A 15,632-nucleotide genomic window follows, 5' to 3' on the forward strand; every position below is an offset into this window, starting at 1 on the left:
CCTATCGTCATTCCCGCGCAAGCGGGAACCCAGCCAAGACTGTTGAAACTGGGTTCCCGCGTTCGCGGGAATGACGAAAGAAGAGCGGGGATCGCTCGCCCGTCATGTTCGTTACGTGTGCATGACGATCGATCTCAGCGATTACGAAGCCGGCCATCGCTATCATGGCCATTATCAGCACGATCTGGCGGCCCTGCAGCAGCGGCTGGATCGCATCCTCGTCGCCCATATCCTGCATGGCCGCCGCGCGGTGATCATGTTCGAGGGGTGGGATGCCGCCGGCAAGGGCGGCATCATCCAGCGCCTCTCGGCCGAGTGGGATCCACGCCATTACGAGGTGTGGCCGATCTCCGCGCCGACCGCCAAGGAGAAGGCGCACCATTTCCTGTGGCGTTTCCGCGAACGTCTGCCCGATCCGGGCGAAATCGCGGTGTTCGATCGCAGCTGGTATGGCCGCGTGCTGGTGGAGCGGGTCGAGGCCTTCGCGACCGAGGCGGAGTGGCGCGCCGGCTATGACGAGATCAACACGTTCGAGGATCAGCTGGCCGAGGACGGCATCACGCTGGTGAAGCTGTTCGTCCACGTCACGCAGAAGACGCAGGACAAGCGCCTGCGCGATCGGGTGCGCGATCCGTGGAAACGCTGGAAGACGGGCGCGGAGGATTTCCGCAACCGCGCGCGCCGCGCCGATTATCTCGCGGCGATGGCGGAGATGTTCGTCCGCACCGATCGCCCGAAGGCGCGCTGGCATGCGATCGACGGCAACGACAAGAAGGCGGCGCGCATCGCGGCGCTGACGATCATCGCGGATTGCCTGGAGCGCGCCGTGCCGATGGCGCCGCCCGCGCTGGATCCGGATGTCGCGGCGTTGGCCAAGGACGTGCTGGGGATGAAGGTGGCGAAGCTGCTGTGAACCTTGTTCCTCCCCACGTTCGTGGGGAGGAACAGGAGGTCACACCGGATAGGCGATCGCCATCACCTCATATTCCTTCGCCCCGGCCGGAAGCTGGACGGTGCGCAGATCGCCCACCGCCGCCCCGCGCAGCGCGCGGGCGAGGGGAGAGCGCCAGCTGATGCGGCCCGCAGAGGCATCGGCCTCGTCCTCGCCCACCAACGTCAGGATGCGCCGATTGTCATCCTCGTCGGCGATCGTGACGGTGGCGCCGAACCAGGCGCGGGCGCGATCCTCCTGCTGGGCGGGATCGATCACGCGCACCGCTTTCATCCGGCGGGCGAGGAATGACAGCTCGCGATCGATCTCGCGCAATTTCTTGCGGCCGTAGATGTAATCGCCGTTTTCGGAGCGGTCGCCATTGCCCGCCGCCCACGAAATCACCTCGACCAGCTTGGGCCGGTCGTCCGAGAAGAGCTGGTGGTAACGCGCCTTCAGCGTAGCCATGCCGGTCGGCGTGATCGGTGCCTCGTCGGCCATCCTATCCGGCGCTCTTCTTGCCGAGATAATAGCTCAGACGGTCCTTTTCGGGGGTCTTCGCGCGCTCGGGATTGAACAGGTCGTAGACGACCGCATTTTCCAGCACCTTCTGGACATAGCCGCGCGTCTCGCTGAGCGGGATCGCCTCGATCCAGTCGACCACGTCGACGCCGGGCATGCGCGGATCGCCATTGGCGCGCACGAACTTGTTCACGTTGCCGGGACCGGCATTGTAGCTCGCGACCGCCAGCACGTAGCTGCCGTTATAATAGGTCAGCATCCGATCGAAGAAGCTGGAGCCGAGCATTACGTTATAGCCCGGATCGGCCGTCAGGCGCGCCGGATCCCATGGCATGCCGAGCTTGCCCGCCTGCTCCTTGGCGGTGGGGTTCATCAGCTGCATCAGGCCCTTGGCGTTCGCATGGCTGAGCGCCTCGCGATCGAACTGGCTTTCCTGGCGCGAGATGGCGTGGATCATCGTCCAGTGGCTCTCCATCACCGGCGGCACCGGGATGGTGGGGAAGCCGATGCGGATCGGATCGCGCGCGCCGGAGGTGCGGGCCTGACGCGAGACGATCACGCCGAGATCGGGTCGGGCGATCTCGCGCGCCAGTTCGCCGGCGAGAACATGATCCTGATCGGTCTTCGCATTCAGTGCGATCGTGCGGACGAACTGCGTCTGATCCTGCCAGCGGCGCTGCTTGCCGAGCAAACGGGCGGCACGGACGATCTCGCTCTGGAAGAAGGCCGAGCGCGTCGCGGTGGGGACGGCGACGGCGGGCGGATCGGCCGGCACCGCGATCGATTTCCCCAACCGCTCGGTGGCGAGCTGGCCGTAGAATTGGTCCACGTTGCGCGCGGCATTGGCATAATGGGCCTGCGCGCCGGGGCGGTCGCCCGCCGCTTCGGCGGCGCGGCCCGCCCAATATTCGCCCTTGGTCTGGCTGCCCGACGTCTGCGAGGCGGTGGCGTAGCGGACGAACATCGCCTCGGCATCGCGCGGCCGGTTGAGCTTCTTCAGCGCGGTCTGCCCGGCCAGCCAGACGAGGCTGGTGTAGGGATCGCGCTCGGACAGCGGCCGGTCGCGAACCAGAGTGCCGGTGGCGAAGGCCGCATCGGCATTGCCGGCAATGTCGTAGGCGAGCGTCGACTGATTGTCGGTCGCGGCGCCCTGCGCGGCGGTGAGCAGGGTCTTGAGATAGATTTCCGGATCGAAGGGCGCGGCATCCCAGCTGCGCGTCTGCGACAGGTACGCCCGCATCGCCGGGCTCTGCGCGGTGTTCCGCAGCCAGTTGGCACGGTCGATCGCATAGCCGGGATCGCGATCGGCGCCGCTGACCGTGATCGATCCGGCATCGGGCGCGCGCGTCTGGAAGGCGAGGCGGGCGGCATAAAGCGGCTGGCGGGCGGGGCTGACGAGCGCGATCTGGCGCTGGGCGGCGGCGGTGGCGTTGCTCCACAGCAGGCGCTCCATGCGCTTGTCCTGATCGGCCTGCGTGAAGCCGGGGCCGAACTTCGCGGTGAGTCGCGCCTCGTCGTCGGGCGACAGCGTGCCGCCGATCCAGGCGGCGGCGGCGGCGGCGCGCGCTTCCTCCATCCGCCCGGACGCGGCGAGCGCTTCGGCCAGCCGCACGCGCCCGGCGCCCGTCTGCGGCGGGAAGGTGGTGAGGAAGGTCGCGACGAGGCGCGGATCGGTGACGTCCGGCTGGATCGCGCGCTCGGCAGCGCGGCGCAGCGCCATCTCGCCCGGCCAGCCGCGATGCGCGAGCAGGAAGCTCGCATAATCGGCGAAGGGCAGGCTGTCGCTCTGCCGCAGACGATCCCAGCTGTTGATCGCGCCCCACAGCGGATCCGTCTCGGGCGGCAGCGGCGGGATGGTGGATTGCGGCGGCGCCGGGGGCGTGCCGAGTCCCTCCGGGGCCACGCCCGGCTGGCGCATCGTCAGCGCCGTGGCGGCGGTGCCGATCGACAGCAGCAAGGCTGCGGGAATGACATAGCGACCTACCACGCTGGACAGGGAGGCCCTTGCATCCCTATCTGGCGGCGATCGATCGAGCTCGGGAGAGCGGTGGTCGCGGTTCGGCTCCATGGTCCCCATATGGGCCAGCCGATCAGCGAGGTGAAGGGAGCCAAATGTTCAGCGGGTCGATTCCTGCGCTTGTGACGCCTATCCGCGACGGGCGGATCGATGAGGCGACGTTCCGTGGGTTCGTCGATTGGCAGATCGAAAATGGCTCGTCCGCGCTCGTGCCCTGCGGCACGACGGGCGAGAGCGCGACCATGTCGATCGAGGAGCATGACCGTGTCGTCGCCATCTGCGTGGAGCAGGCGGCGGGGCGCGTGCCGGTGATCGCCGGCTGCGGATCGAACCAGACGACGGTGGCCGCCTCGCATATGGATCGCGCCAAGGCGGCGGGTGCCGATGCGGCCTTGGTGGTGCTGCCTTATTACAACCGTCCCAATCAGGACGGGATCGAGGCGCATTTCCGCCATCTGGCGGCGCATAACGATCTGCCGATCATCATCTACAACGTGCCCGGCCGCACCGTGACCGACATTACGGTGGAGACGATGGCGAAGCTCGCCGCGCTGCCGACGATCGTGGGCGTGAAGGATGCGAGCGGCAAGGCCGAGCGGGTGACGGCGCAGCGCCTCGCCTGCGGTCCCGATTTCTGCCAGCTTTCCGGCAATGACGACATGGCGCTCGGCTTCATGGCGATGGGCGGCAAGGGCTGCATCTCGGTGACGGCCAATGTCGCGCCGCGCCTGTGCGCCGATTTCCAGGCGGCCTGCGCCGAAGGGCGCTGGGGCGATGCGCTGGCGCTGCAGGATCGCCTGTTCCCGCTCCATGCCGCTTTGTTCAGCGATGCCTCGCCAGGGCCGACCAAATATGCGCTCACGAAGGTGCGCCCCGGTTTCCCGGAGGAACTGCGCCTGCCGATGACGTGGCCGAGCGAGGCGAGCCGCAAGGCGGTGGACGCCGCGCTGGCGCATGCGGGGCTTCTGTAAGGTGCAGTCCCCTTTTCCGTTCGTCCTGAGCGCAGTCGAAGGACGTGCTTCGAGCGGCATCGCTTGCAGCCCGTGCTTCGACTGCGCTCAGCACGAACGGGTTTGAGATCGACGTTTAAAATGGCCCGTCCGCATCCCCCCGAATTCGAGAAGAAGAAGATCGTCGCCGAGAACCGGCGCGCGCGCTTCGAATATTTCCTCGAGGAGTTTTTCGAGGCCGGCATCGCCCTCACCGGCACCGAGGTGAAATCGCTGCGCTTCGGCGAGGGGACGATCGCCGAGGCCTATGCCGAGGTGAAGAATGGCGAGGTCAGTCTGATCAACGCCAACATTCCCGAATATAATTTCGGCAATCGCTTCAATCACGAGCCCAAGCGGCCGCGCAAATTGCTGCTGCGCGCGCGCCAGATCGAGAGGATGGAAAAGAGCATCGGCCGCGAAGGGATGACGCTGATCCCGATGTCGGTCTATTTCAACGGGCGAGGCCGCGCGAAGGTGGAACTGGCGCTGGCCAAGGGCAAGAAGCTGCACGACAAGCGCGAGACCGTGAAGGCGCGTGACTGGAAGCGCGACCAGCAACGGCTGATGCGCGAGCGGGGCTGAAGCAGGAGAGAGGACGCCGATGGCCTCACTGAGTCCGATCGCGCCGCGTGCGCCGCGCATGTCTCGCCCCGGCCTGTTGATCGGCCTCGCGCTCGCGGTGGCCGTCGCGGCCTCGCTGGCTTTGGGCTGGCAATATCTCGGCGGCTCTCCCTTCCTTCTCTATGCCGGTGCGCTGATGGCGGGCTTCGGCGCGGCCTTCGTATTGTGGCGGCTGGACGTGGCGGGAGAGGGTGTCTCCGCGGCGCTCACCGCCGACTGGGGGCTGATGCGGGCCGCCTTCGCCGATTCGCAGGATGCGGTGGCGGTGACCAACCGGGCGGGCAAACTGGTCTGCGCCAGCCCGCGCTACGAGGAACTGGGCGGGCATCTGATGCTGCCGCGCGAACTGCCCTTCGAAGGGCAGGGGCTGGAGCGGCTGACGGAGGCATGTCGCGCGGCATGGCGCGACGGCGAGGCCGCGATCGATCAACTGGTGCTGGGCGACACGCGCTTCTGGGCGCTGCTGCGGCGCTGCGGCCAGCACGAAGACCATATCGTATGGCGTTTCCGCGTGATCCTCGACGAGACGCCGCTGGATCGGGCCCGCGCGATCACGATCGGCAGCGGCGGGCGCCGCCTTGGCGAAGCCGGCGTGATGATGGTGGTCGTCGACCATGGCGGCGTGCTGATCGCCGCCAACGACGTCTTCACCCGCCGGGCGTTGGGATCGGAATCCGAATCGCTCGAGGGGATACCGTTGATCGATCTGCTCCGAACGGACGCGGACGGCACGATCCGGCTGGCGCGCGACGGGGACGAGGCGCCCGCACTCCGTATCGTGCCCATTCCGCTCGGGACCGAGCGCGAGGATGAGGAGGGGCCGACCGCCTTCCTGATCCTGGACGAGGACCCCGAAGCGATCACCGCCGCCGCGGCGCGCGGCGCCGCCACGCACCATCTGCACGGCCTGCTCGCGATGCTGCCGCTGGGCCTCGCGCTGGTGGAGCGCGACGGGCGCTTCCTGTTCTTCAACGAGGCGTTCGCGCGTGCGGCCGGCATCAGCGGCACCGAGCATGTCGTCTATCCCAGCGACCTCGTCGTGGAGGAGGACAAGGGCACCGTCTCCGATGCGGTGCGCCGCTTCGCGGGCGGGCGGGCGCTGCCAGGCGATCTGGCGGTGCGATTGAAGAGCCGGTCCGAGGATCCGGTGGCGCTCACCATCGCCAATGCCAAGGGGCTGGGCGATGCGGCCGTGCTGCTGAGCCTGAAGGACGATAGCGAGCAATCGACGCTCAAGCGCCAGATCGCTCAGGCGACGAAGATGCAGGCGGTGGGCCAGCTCGCCGGCGGCGTCGCCCACGATTTCAACAACATATTGACCGCCATCATCGGCCATTGCGATCTGATGGCGATGCGCCACACGCCCGGCGACATCGATTATGACGACATCCAGCAGATCAAGCATAACAGCAATCGCGCCGCCGCGCTGACGCGCCAGTTGCTGGCCTTCTCGCGCCAGCAGACGTTGAGGCCGCAGGTGCTGCAGCTGCCCGAGGTCATTTCCGAAATCTCGCAGCTGATCCGTCGCCTGATCGGCGAGACGATCAAGCTGGAGGTGAAGCATGGCCGCAATCTCGGCCTGATCCGCGCCGATCCGGGCCAGCTGGAGCAGGTGATCGTCAATCTCTGCGTGAATGCGCGGGATGCGATGCCGGACGGCGGGCGGCTGACGCTGCAGACCTATGCGGTGTCCGCCGCCGAGGTGCGGCGGATGCGCAGCGATATCATGCCGATCGCGGATTATACGGCGCTCAAGGTGTCCGACATGGGCGTCGGCATCCCGCAGGAGAATCTCAACAAGATCTTCGAGCCCTTCTTCACCACCAAGGAAGTGGGCAAGGGCACGGGGCTGGGGCTTTCCACCGTCTACGGTATCGTCAAGCAGACCGACGGCTTCATCTTCGCCACCTCCGAAGTGGGGCACGGCACCAGCTTCACCATCTATCTGCCCGTCACGCAGGCGGCAGCACCCGTGCCGCAGGCGCCGGTGCGCGTGGAGGCGAGCGGCGAATTGTGGGGCACGGGCACGATCCTGCTGGTGGAGGACGAGGCGATGGTGCGCGCGGTGGCGGAGCGCGCGCTGACGCGCCAGGGCTACAAGGTGCTCGTCGCCGGCAATGGCGAGGAGGCGCTGGAGATATTGGAGCGCGAGGATGTCGCGATCGATCTGCTGATCTCCGACGTCGTGATGCCGGCGATGGACGGCCCTACCCTCGTGCGCCATGCGCGCGAGAGCATGCCCGATCTGAAGGTGCTGTTCATGTCCGGCTATGCCGAGGAGCAGCTCCGCAAATCGATCGCGATCGATCGGGTGAGCTTCCTGTCCAAGCCCTTCTCGGTCCAGCAATTGGGGCAGGCCGCGCGGGATACTCTGGCCGAGGGGTGAAGAGGTGGCCTCGCTCCGAAAGGGGCCCGGGCGTATTTCCAACCAGAGTGGCATCATCCTGCAAAAGCGATTTGCGCGGAACGGCTGCGAAATTTATAGTGGCCCGCGATGACAGACCGTCTTTCCGTGCTCGTGATCGAAGACGAGCCGCTGATCGCCATGATGCTCGAGGATTTTGTCGACGTTCTGGGGCATGAAATTGCCGGAACGGTGGACACGATCGCGGGCGCGCTGGACGCCGTGGGGGCTGGCGGCTTCGACGTGGCGATCCTCGACGTGCATCTGCGCGACGGCGTGTGCTGGCCCGTGGCCGACGCGCTGACGGCCGCGAACAAGCCGTTCCTGATCGCCTCGGGGGGCTTCGTCGAGGCCCCGCCGGCGCATCATGCGAGCGCGCGCCAGCTGGCCAAGCCATTCACGCTGGACGGCGTGCGCGTGGCGCTGGAGGAAGTCAGCCGCGTCTGACGGCGTTTCGGGCGTATCCGCGCCCTGATCGTTCCGCTCTTGTTCTTGTGGAACATGTCATGTACATCATGCCGCATGCATCGCACAGGCGATGGACATCAGCGGCACGAAAGGGCATCGACATGGCGGCTTCCCTGAAGGTGATTGACGGCAACATGGCGAGTGCGAACGAACGGCAGAAGGCGCTGGATGCGGCGCTGGCGCAGATAGACCGGGCTTTCGGAAAGGGCTCGGCGATGAAGCTGGGCAGCCGCGAGAAGGTGGAGATCGAGGCGATCTCGACGGGATCGCTGGGTCTGGATATCGCGCTCGGCATCGGCGGTCTGCCGCGCGGGCGCATCATCGAAGTGTATGGGCCGGAATCGTCGGGCAAGACGACGCTGGCGCTCCACGCCATCGCCGAGGCGCAGCGCGCCGGCGGCACGGCGGCCTTCGTCGATGCCGAACATGCGCTCGATCCGGTCTACGCCAAGAAACTGGGCGTCGATATCGACGAGCTGATCGTCTCGCAGCCCGACACGGGCGAGCAGGCGCTGGAAATCACCGATACGCTGATCCGCTCGAACGCGATCGACGTGCTGGTGGTCGATTCGGTGGCCGCGCTGGTGCCGCGCGCCGAAATCGAGGGCGAGATGGGCGACAGCCATGTCGGCCTGCAGGCGCGCCTGATGAGCCAGGCGCTCCGCAAGATCACCGGATCGATCAGCCGCAGCCGCACGCTCGTCATCTTCATCAATCAGCTGCGCATGAAGATCGGCGTGATGTACGGCAATCCGGAGACGACGACGGGCGGCAACGCGCTGAAATTCTACGCGTCGGTCCGTCTCGACATCCGCCGCACCGGCCAGATCAAGGATCGCGACGATATCGTCGGCAACACGACCCGCGTGAAGGTCGTGAAGAACAAGGTCGCGCCGCCGTTCAAGCAGGTCGAATTCGACATCATGTATGGCGAAGGCATCTCGAAGGTCGGCGAGATCCTCGATCTCGGCGTGAAGGCCGGCGTGGTCGAGAAGTCCGGCGCGTGGTTCAGCTATGACAGCATCCGCATCGGCCAGGGCCGCGAGAATGCGAAGACCTATCTGCGGGAAAATCCCGAGGTCTGCGCGCGGCTGGAGCGTGCGATCCGGGGCAATGCCTCGGAGGTGGCGGACCAGATGATGAGCGGACCGGAGCCTGACGACGATCTGTAGGATCGGCCCGGCGCGGAGCCGTGTCGCATGATGCAAGGGGCCGGGTTTCCGTAGGGGAGCCCGGCCTTTTTTTGTGGTGGCGATATGCTGGCGATGGGGGCGGGGGCGCTCGATGTCTCCGCCCGTTTCTTAACCCGTCGTCTTGGGCATGTTCAGAATCCGTGGGCGCGTTCAAGACGGTGCGCGGCTCGATTTGTAATATTATTGCTCCGCAGAGCGTCAGAATGAATGCCTCTATCCCCGGGTGGCATCTTTTCCTTCATTTGTAGTCCGCAGCGCTTGTGCCGCCGCGCCCCTGCCGCCAAGAGCGCGGGCGAGGAGTATGACTGTCAGATGACGAAGGTGATGCACAGCGCGGCTTCCACGCGCCGGATATTGGCGGCGAGCCTGGTGGGCACCGCAATCGAATTCTATGATTTCTATGTCTACACCACGGCGGCCGCGCTCGTGTTCGGCCAGCTTTTCTTTCCCGCGACAGATCCCGCCGCGGCCCAGCTTCTCGCCTTCGCCACCATCGCCGTCGCCTTCGTCGCGCGCCCGCTCGGATCGATCTTCTTCGGCCATTTCGGGGACCGGATCGGGCGCAAGTCCACGCTCGTCGCCTCGCTTCTGACGATGGGCCTCTCCACCACGCTCGTCGCGTTCCTGCCGACCTATGCCAGCATCGGCTGGCCCGCCGCGCTGATCCTCTGCATCCTGCGCTTCGGCCAGGGCTTCGGCCTCGGCGGCGAATGGGGCGGCGCGGCCCTGCTGGCGGTGGAGAATGCGCCGCCGGGCTGGCGCGCGCGCTATGGCATGTTCCCGCAGCTCGGCGCGCCCGTCGGTTTCATCGCGGCGAACGGGCTGTTCCTGCTGCTCGGCCTGCTGCTGACCCCGGCGCAATTCCTCGCCTGGGGGTGGCGCGTGCCGTTCGTGATCAGCGCGGCTCTGGTCGCCATCGGCATGTGGATTCGCCTGCGCCTGCACGAGACGCCCGCCTTCGCGCGCGTGCTGGAACAGGGACCGCCGCCGGCCGTGCCTTTGTTCGAACTGCTGACGGGGCATGGTGGGCGCGTCGTGATCGGCACGCTGGGGGCGGTCGCCTGCTTCGTCGCTTATTATATCGGGACGGCCTTCGCGCTCGGTTATGGCGTGAAGACGCTCCATTATCCGATGCAGGTCTTCCTCAGCATCCAGCTGGGCGCGATCCTGTTCATGGCGGTCGGCATCATTCTCGCCGCTTATGCCGCCGATCGCCATTGGGACGAGCGGCGAGTGCTGGCGGGCGGCTGCGTCGCGGCGATCACGCTCGGCTTCTTCACCGGGCCGCTGCTGGGCGGGGGTGAGATGGTGCTGGTGTTCGCCTATCTCAGCGTCCTGCTGTTCATCATGGGCTTCGTCTATGGCCCGCTCGGCGGGTGGCTGCCGCATCTGTTCCCGGCGCGCGTGCGCTATACGGGTGCGAGCATCGCCTTCAACGTGGCGGGCGTGCTGGGCGGCGGGCTCACCCCGCTGGCCGCCCAGTCGCTCGCGGCGGCGGGTGGGCTCACCTATGTGGGTTATTATGTCAGCGGGCTGACCGCGATCAGCCTTCTGGCTCTGCTGAGTCGTGCCGCAAAAGCGTAAGCTGCGCCTTGCCGTGGCGGCGGACGGCATCCACCGTCCAACCGCCTGCCGAGACGTCCTCGCCCACGGCCGTCTCGATGCTGGCCCAGGCCGCCGCGCTCGCCCAGCCAAGCCGCGTCAACCGCTCGATCAGAGCGCCCGCGCCGCCGGTGCCGTAAGGCGGATCGAAGAACAGGATGTCGTGCGCGGTGCGGGCGGGGCCCAGCGCCGTGACGCTCGCTGGCACGACATCCGCTGCCGCGCCCAGCTTCTCGATATTGGCCTTGAGCGCGGTGAGCGCCTTCTTGTCCATCTCGACGAAGGTGGCCTTGGCCGCGCCACGTGACAGCGCCTCGAGCCCGAGCGCGCCCGTGCCCGCGAAAATGTCCGCGACGATCAACCCTTCGAAGCTGCCGACGCGGCTCTGGAGCATCGAGAACAGCCCCTCGCGCGTGCGATCGGCGGTGGGGCGCGTGGCGTCCCCCTGCGGCGCCACGAGCGCGCGGCCGCGCCATTGGCCGGCGATGATCCTCATCGGCGCTTGTCCGGACGCGGCGGGCGCGAGGCTGGACCCCGGCCGGGTGCGCCGGGGCGAGAGGGCGGTGCGCCGTCCTTGCCGCCGGGCCGACCGCGCGCGGGCCGTCCGCCCGGATCGGCGGAGCGCGGTGCGCGCGCCACGGGATCGGCGTTGAAATCCTCGCGCTGGTCGGTCATCGGCCGGTCAGGGCGCTGCATCGGATGCTTGTTGCGGCCGGTCCCGACGCCCACGCGCTTGGTGGGGCGGGACGCCTTGGCCCAGCCCTTGCCCTTGGCCACCTTGGCGGCGCGCGCGCCGCCTGCCTGGTCGAGGGTGGGCGCTTCGGGCTCCGGCTTGCGAATCTCGGCGCGCGCCGGTCGGGCGGGCCTGACCGCATCGCGTGAGCCAGGGCGGGACGCAGGCGTGGGACGCGCATCCGGCGCGGCGCCGATCGGCCGGGGCCTGGGCGCGCGGCCCGGGGCCGGAGCCGCGCGTGTCTTGTCGCCGATGGCGCGCGCAGGGCGGGCGCTGCCGATCGGGCGCGGACCGGCCGTCGCCCGCACAGGCCGGGCCGAACGCGATGCGCCGCGTTCCGGGCCGGTCGCGGCGATCACGGGCGTGGTGCGGGGAATGCCGACCTCGCTCGCGCTCCGCATGCGGGGATCGTTCTTCAGATCCTTGAGGAAGGCGACCAGATCATGCTGCAGGACCTCGACCACGCCACCCACCGGCAGATCGGCCAGCACGAACGGCCCGTAGGAGACGCGGATCAGGCGGTTCACCTCCAGCCCGAAATATTCGAGAACGCGGCGCACCTCGCGATTCTTGCCCTCGCGCAGGCGCATCTCGATCCACTGGTTGGCGCCGGTGCGCCGCTCCAGATTGGCGTCGATCGATCCGTAGCGGATGCCGTCTATCTCGATGCCTTCGCTCAGCGATTCCAGCTGTTCCTGCGTGATCCCGCCATAGCAGCGCGCGCGGTAGGTGCGTTCCACGCCGGTCGCGGGCAGCTCCAGCTGGCGCTTGAGGCCGCCGTCCGTGGTCAGCAGCAGCAGCCCCTCGGTGTTGAGATCGAGGCGGCCGACGGGGACCACGCGCGGCAGGCCTTCCGGCATCCGATCATAGATGGTCTTGCGCCCGGCCGGATCGTTGGCGGCGGTCAGCACGCCGGTCGGCTTGTGATAGAGGAACAGGCGCGCATGATCCGGCTCGTCCACCGGCTTGCCGTCGACCGTGACGCCCGCGAGCGAGCGCACGATCGTGGCGGGCGTCTCGATCGGCACGCCATCGATCGCGATGCGGCGTTGCTCGATCATCCGCTCGATCTCGCGGCGGCTGGCCACGCCCGCGCGGGCGAGCAGTTTGGCGATGCGTTGCGGCTCGGCCATCAGTCGATCCGGGCGAAGCGCATGTCGAAGGCGCGGGGAATGGAAATGGCCAGGCTTTCTATCTTGCCCGCCGGATTGCGGCGGAAGCGCATCATAGCACCTCGCGCCTCGAACAGGTCCGCGCCGACGGGCCGCGCGCGAAGCTCGATCTGGGGGCGATTCTCCAGGCGGAGCCGCAGCTCGCCGTCGCCCGCGATCACGCGGTACGTAGCGCCGACTTCCTCGCTCGTATAGCGGCCCGCATAATCCGTATAGGCGACGCCGGTGATCGGCGCCACGCGGCGATAGCGCGCGGGGCCGTCCGGCGAGGACAGGCGGACCTCGCCCGGCGCCGACAGGGTCATCTCGCTATCGTCGCCCAGGCGGAAGCGATCGGTGGAAAGCGGGAAGAGCGCGCCGCCGCCCGCGATCCGCAATTTGCCCTTGTCATCCACGATCGTCAGCGGCTGATCGTGCGCGTTCAGATAGAGGCCCGCCACCTGTCCCGCCGTGGTCGGCACGCCGACATCGGCGGGGCGGGCCGGCGCGGGCGTGGGGCCGAGCAGGACCGAAGCGACCGCGCGGCCGAGATCGGGCGCGTTGGCGTCGCTGGTGCTGCACAGGAGCGTCACCGTCATGGCGCGGGTGGGATAGACGGCCAGCCACGCGCGATAGCCGGCGGTGGAACCCGAGTGCGAGATTTCGGGTAGCCCGGCGAAGCGCGTGACGAACAGGCCGCGCGCATATTGGATCGCGGATCCGTCGGTCAGCTGGCCGCGCACCTGCAGGTCGGCCGCGACATTGCGGCCGATCTTCCCGGCCATCAGCGCCTCGGCCCAGCGCGTGAGATCGCCCACCGTGGTGAGCAGGCCGCCATTCCCGTAGGCGCTCTCGAACGGCATATCCTGCTCGTAGAGCACGCCCTTGGCCGAATAGGCCACGGCCCGGCCGGGAAGGACGCGGCGGAAATCGTCACGCCAGCCGGTGCTGCTCATGCCCAGCGGGCGGAAGATCCGCTCCGCCGTGAAGCGCGGGAAGCTCATGCCCGAGACGCGCGAGACGATCAGCGCGGCGAGCGTATAGCCGCTGTTCGTATAGCTATATTCGGCGCCGGGCTCGAAATTCAGCTGCTTCTGGCGGGCGATGATCGCGAGCGCATCGTCCATCGTGTAGGCGGCCGTGCCGCGCGGCCAGCCGCCCAGCTCCGCAACCGACCCCCAGTCGCGCAGCCCGCTCGTATGATTGAGCAGGTTGATGATGCGGATCGGCGTGGCGCGCTCGGGCAGTTCGGGCACATATTTGCGGACGTCGTCGTCCAGCTTCAGCTTGCCGTCTTCCGCCAGCAGCAGGATCGCGGCCGCCGTGAACTGCTTGGAGACGGAGCCCGCCTCGAACACCGTGGCGGGCTGGATCGGGAACGGATGCTCCAGATCGGTGGAGCCATAGCCGCGCACCGCGATCGGCACGCCCTTTTCCGTCACCTCCAGCGCGCAGCCGGGGGTGGTGGGGCGGTTCCAGCGCGCGAACAGGCCATCGATTCGCTGCAATTGCTGGGCGAACGGCACCGGCTTGGTCGGCAGCGGCACGGGGGGCGCGAGCTTGGGCACCGGCTGCTTGACGGCGGGCATCTTCGGCGGAGCGGGCGGCGTCGCGGCCGCCCCGATCAGGGCGAGCGCGAGCGGCAACAGGACGAGGTTACGCATCAGCGGTTGGGATCGAGATCCAGCCCGGCCTTGCCGCCGTGCATCGTGTGAGCGGGGGTGGGAAGTGGCTCCATCTCGTCGCTCTCGATCGTCTCGAACGCGCCCTCCCACTTGGTGACGAGGACGGTGGCCACCGCATTGCCCAGCACGTTGGTGGCGGTGCGCCCCATGTCGAGGAAATGATCGACCGCGAGGATCAGCAGCAGGCCCGCTTCCGGAATGTCGAAGAAGGCGAGCGTGGAGGCGATCACGACGAGGCTGGCGCGCGGCACGCTGGCAATGCCCTTCGACGTCACCATCAGCAGCAGCATCATGATGATCTGCTGGGGGAAGGAGATGTGGATGCCGTAGGCCTGCGCGATGAACATCGTCGCGAAGCTGCAATACATCATCGAGCCGTCGAGATTGAACGAATAGCCGAGCGGCAGCACGAAGCTGGCGATGCGCTTCGGCACGCCGAATTTGTCGAGCGCTTCCAGCAGGCGCGGGAAGGCCGCTTCGGACGAGGCCGTCGAGAAGGCGATCATGAAGGGCTCGCGCACGTAGCGGATCAGCACGTGCGTCTGCCGGCCGATCAGGGCGTAGCTGACCGCATAGAAGAAGCTCCACAGCACCAGCAGCGCCAGGAAGAAGCCGCCCATGAACCAGCCATAGGTGACGAGGATCGCGATTCCCTGATGCGCGACGGCGTTGGCGACGGCGGCGAACACCGCGATCGGCGCGGCCTTCATCACATAATCCGTCACCTGCAGCATCACGTGGACCAGCGATTCCAGCCCCTGCACGATCGGCTTGGCCTTATCGCCCACCGCCGTGATCGCGATGCCGAAGAAGACCGAGAAGATCACGATCGGCAGCACGTCATTCTTCGCCATCGCGTCGATGATCGAGGTCGGCACCAGATGGACGAAGAAGTCGTGCAGCGAGAATTCGGGTTTCGCGATCCCGCTCGCCTCGTTCACCGGAGGCAGCGGCAGGCCGAGCCCCACGCCGGGATGGAACAGGTTCACGAAGACGAGGCCGAGCGACAGCGAGACGAGGCTGGCGAGGACGAACCAGCCGACCGAGCGCGCGCCGATGCGCCCCAGCGCGGAGGAATCGCCCATGTGGGCGATGCCCGCGACGAGCGTGCCGAAGATCAGCGGCGCGATGATCATCTTGATCAGCCGCAGAAAAATGTCGGTCAGGATCGAAAAACCGGTCGTGATCGTTGCGAGGTGCGCTGGATCAGATACGGTCTGGTTCAGAACGAATCCCGTCAGGATGCCGACGAGCATCGCCAGGAGGATGAAAAGGGTAAGTCGCCGGGCCATGCAGGTTCCGTTCAAGTGGAA

General features: G+C 67.5%; 13 protein-coding genes. 7 read left to right on the forward strand and 6 right to left on the reverse strand.

The features are described 5' to 3' along the window. The first annotated feature begins 121 nt into the window (after positions 1-121). Complete coding sequence (locus HL653_RS13215; RefSeq protein ID WP_171746964.1) at positions 122-913, forward strand: polyphosphate kinase 2 family protein; 792 nt, start codon at positions 122-124, stop codon at positions 911-913. Between the two features lie 39 nt (positions 914-952). On the opposite strand, the gene HL653_RS13220 is transcribed toward HL653_RS13215, so the two are convergent. Beyond that, entirely contained in the window at positions 953-1,432 is a 480-nt protein-coding gene (locus tag HL653_RS13220; protein ID WP_171744922.1) for a GreA/GreB family elongation factor, read from the reverse strand. 1 nt (position 1,433) lies between these two features. Then, a complete protein-coding gene (locus HL653_RS13225; RefSeq protein WP_367613559.1) occupies positions 1,434-3,440 on the reverse strand; it encodes a lytic transglycosylase domain-containing protein in 2,007 nt (668 codons plus the stop codon). Positions 3,441-3,565: 125 nt separating this feature from the next. On the opposite strand from HL653_RS13225, the gene dapA reads away from it, so the two are divergent. From dapA to HL653_RS13255, 6 genes are all read left to right on the forward strand, one after another. Continuing rightward, complete coding sequence (dapA, locus tag HL653_RS13230; protein ID WP_171744923.1) at positions 3,566-4,441, forward strand: 4-hydroxy-tetrahydrodipicolinate synthase; 876 nt, start codon at positions 3,566-3,568, stop codon at positions 4,439-4,441. A gap of 120 nt (positions 4,442-4,561) precedes the next feature. Further along, positions 4,562-5,044 (forward strand): SsrA-binding protein SmpB, encoded by a 483-nt coding sequence (gene smpB, locus HL653_RS13235; protein WP_171744924.1) that lies wholly within the window; start codon positions 4,562-4,564, stop codon positions 5,042-5,044. A gap of 19 nt (positions 5,045-5,063) precedes the next feature. Then, positions 5,064-7,469, forward strand: coding sequence for an ATP-binding protein (locus HL653_RS13240; RefSeq protein WP_171744925.1), 2,406 nt, complete (start codon positions 5,064-5,066; stop codon positions 7,467-7,469). A 108-nt stretch (positions 7,470-7,577) separates the two neighbouring features. After that, positions 7,578-7,934 carry a response regulator gene (locus tag HL653_RS13245; protein ID WP_171744926.1) on the forward strand — a complete coding sequence of 119 codons (357 nt, stop codon included), beginning with the start codon at positions 7,578-7,580 and terminating at the stop codon, positions 7,932-7,934. 122 nt (positions 7,935-8,056) lie between these two features. Next, positions 8,057-9,127: a recombinase RecA gene (gene recA / locus HL653_RS13250; protein WP_171744927.1), complete on the forward strand. Its 1,071-nt coding sequence runs from the start codon at positions 8,057-8,059 to the stop codon at positions 9,125-9,127. A gap of 333 nt (positions 9,128-9,460) precedes the next feature. After that, entirely contained in the window at positions 9,461-10,732 is a 1,272-nt protein-coding gene (locus HL653_RS13255; RefSeq protein WP_171744928.1) for an MFS transporter, read from the forward strand. On the opposite strand, the gene rsmD is transcribed toward HL653_RS13255, so the two are convergent. The 4 genes from rsmD to HL653_RS13275 are packed head-to-tail and all read right to left on the reverse strand — an operon-like array spanning position 10,692 to position 15,611. Further along, a complete protein-coding gene (rsmD, locus tag HL653_RS13260) occupies positions 10,692-11,246 on the reverse strand; it encodes a 16S rRNA (guanine(966)-N(2))-methyltransferase RsmD (protein WP_171744929.1) in 555 nt (184 codons plus the stop codon). The two genes, HL653_RS13255 and rsmD, sit on opposite strands and share 41 nt — an antisense overlap. Then, positions 11,243-12,616 (reverse strand): pseudouridine synthase, encoded by a 1,374-nt coding sequence (locus tag HL653_RS13265; RefSeq protein WP_171744930.1) that lies wholly within the window; start codon positions 12,614-12,616, stop codon positions 11,243-11,245. Before HL653_RS13265 ends, rsmD begins: the two co-directional genes overlap by 4 nt. Beyond that, positions 12,616-14,298, reverse strand: coding sequence for a serine hydrolase (locus HL653_RS13270; RefSeq protein ID WP_171744931.1), 1,683 nt, complete (start codon positions 14,296-14,298; stop codon positions 12,616-12,618). The genes HL653_RS13265 and HL653_RS13270 overlap by 1 nt, the downstream gene beginning before the upstream one ends. Next, on the reverse strand, positions 14,298-15,611 hold the full coding sequence (locus HL653_RS13275; RefSeq protein ID WP_171744932.1) for a dicarboxylate/amino acid:cation symporter: 1,314 nt from the start codon (positions 15,609-15,611) through the stop codon (positions 14,298-14,300). Before HL653_RS13275 ends, HL653_RS13270 begins: the two co-directional genes overlap by 1 nt. Positions 15,612-15,632 lie beyond the last annotated feature (21 nt).

Origin of the sequence: Sphingomonas sp. AP4-R1 (assembly GCF_013113735.1) — a bacterium.
Classification (GTDB): domain Bacteria; phylum Pseudomonadota; class Alphaproteobacteria; order Sphingomonadales; family Sphingomonadaceae; genus Sphingomonas_I.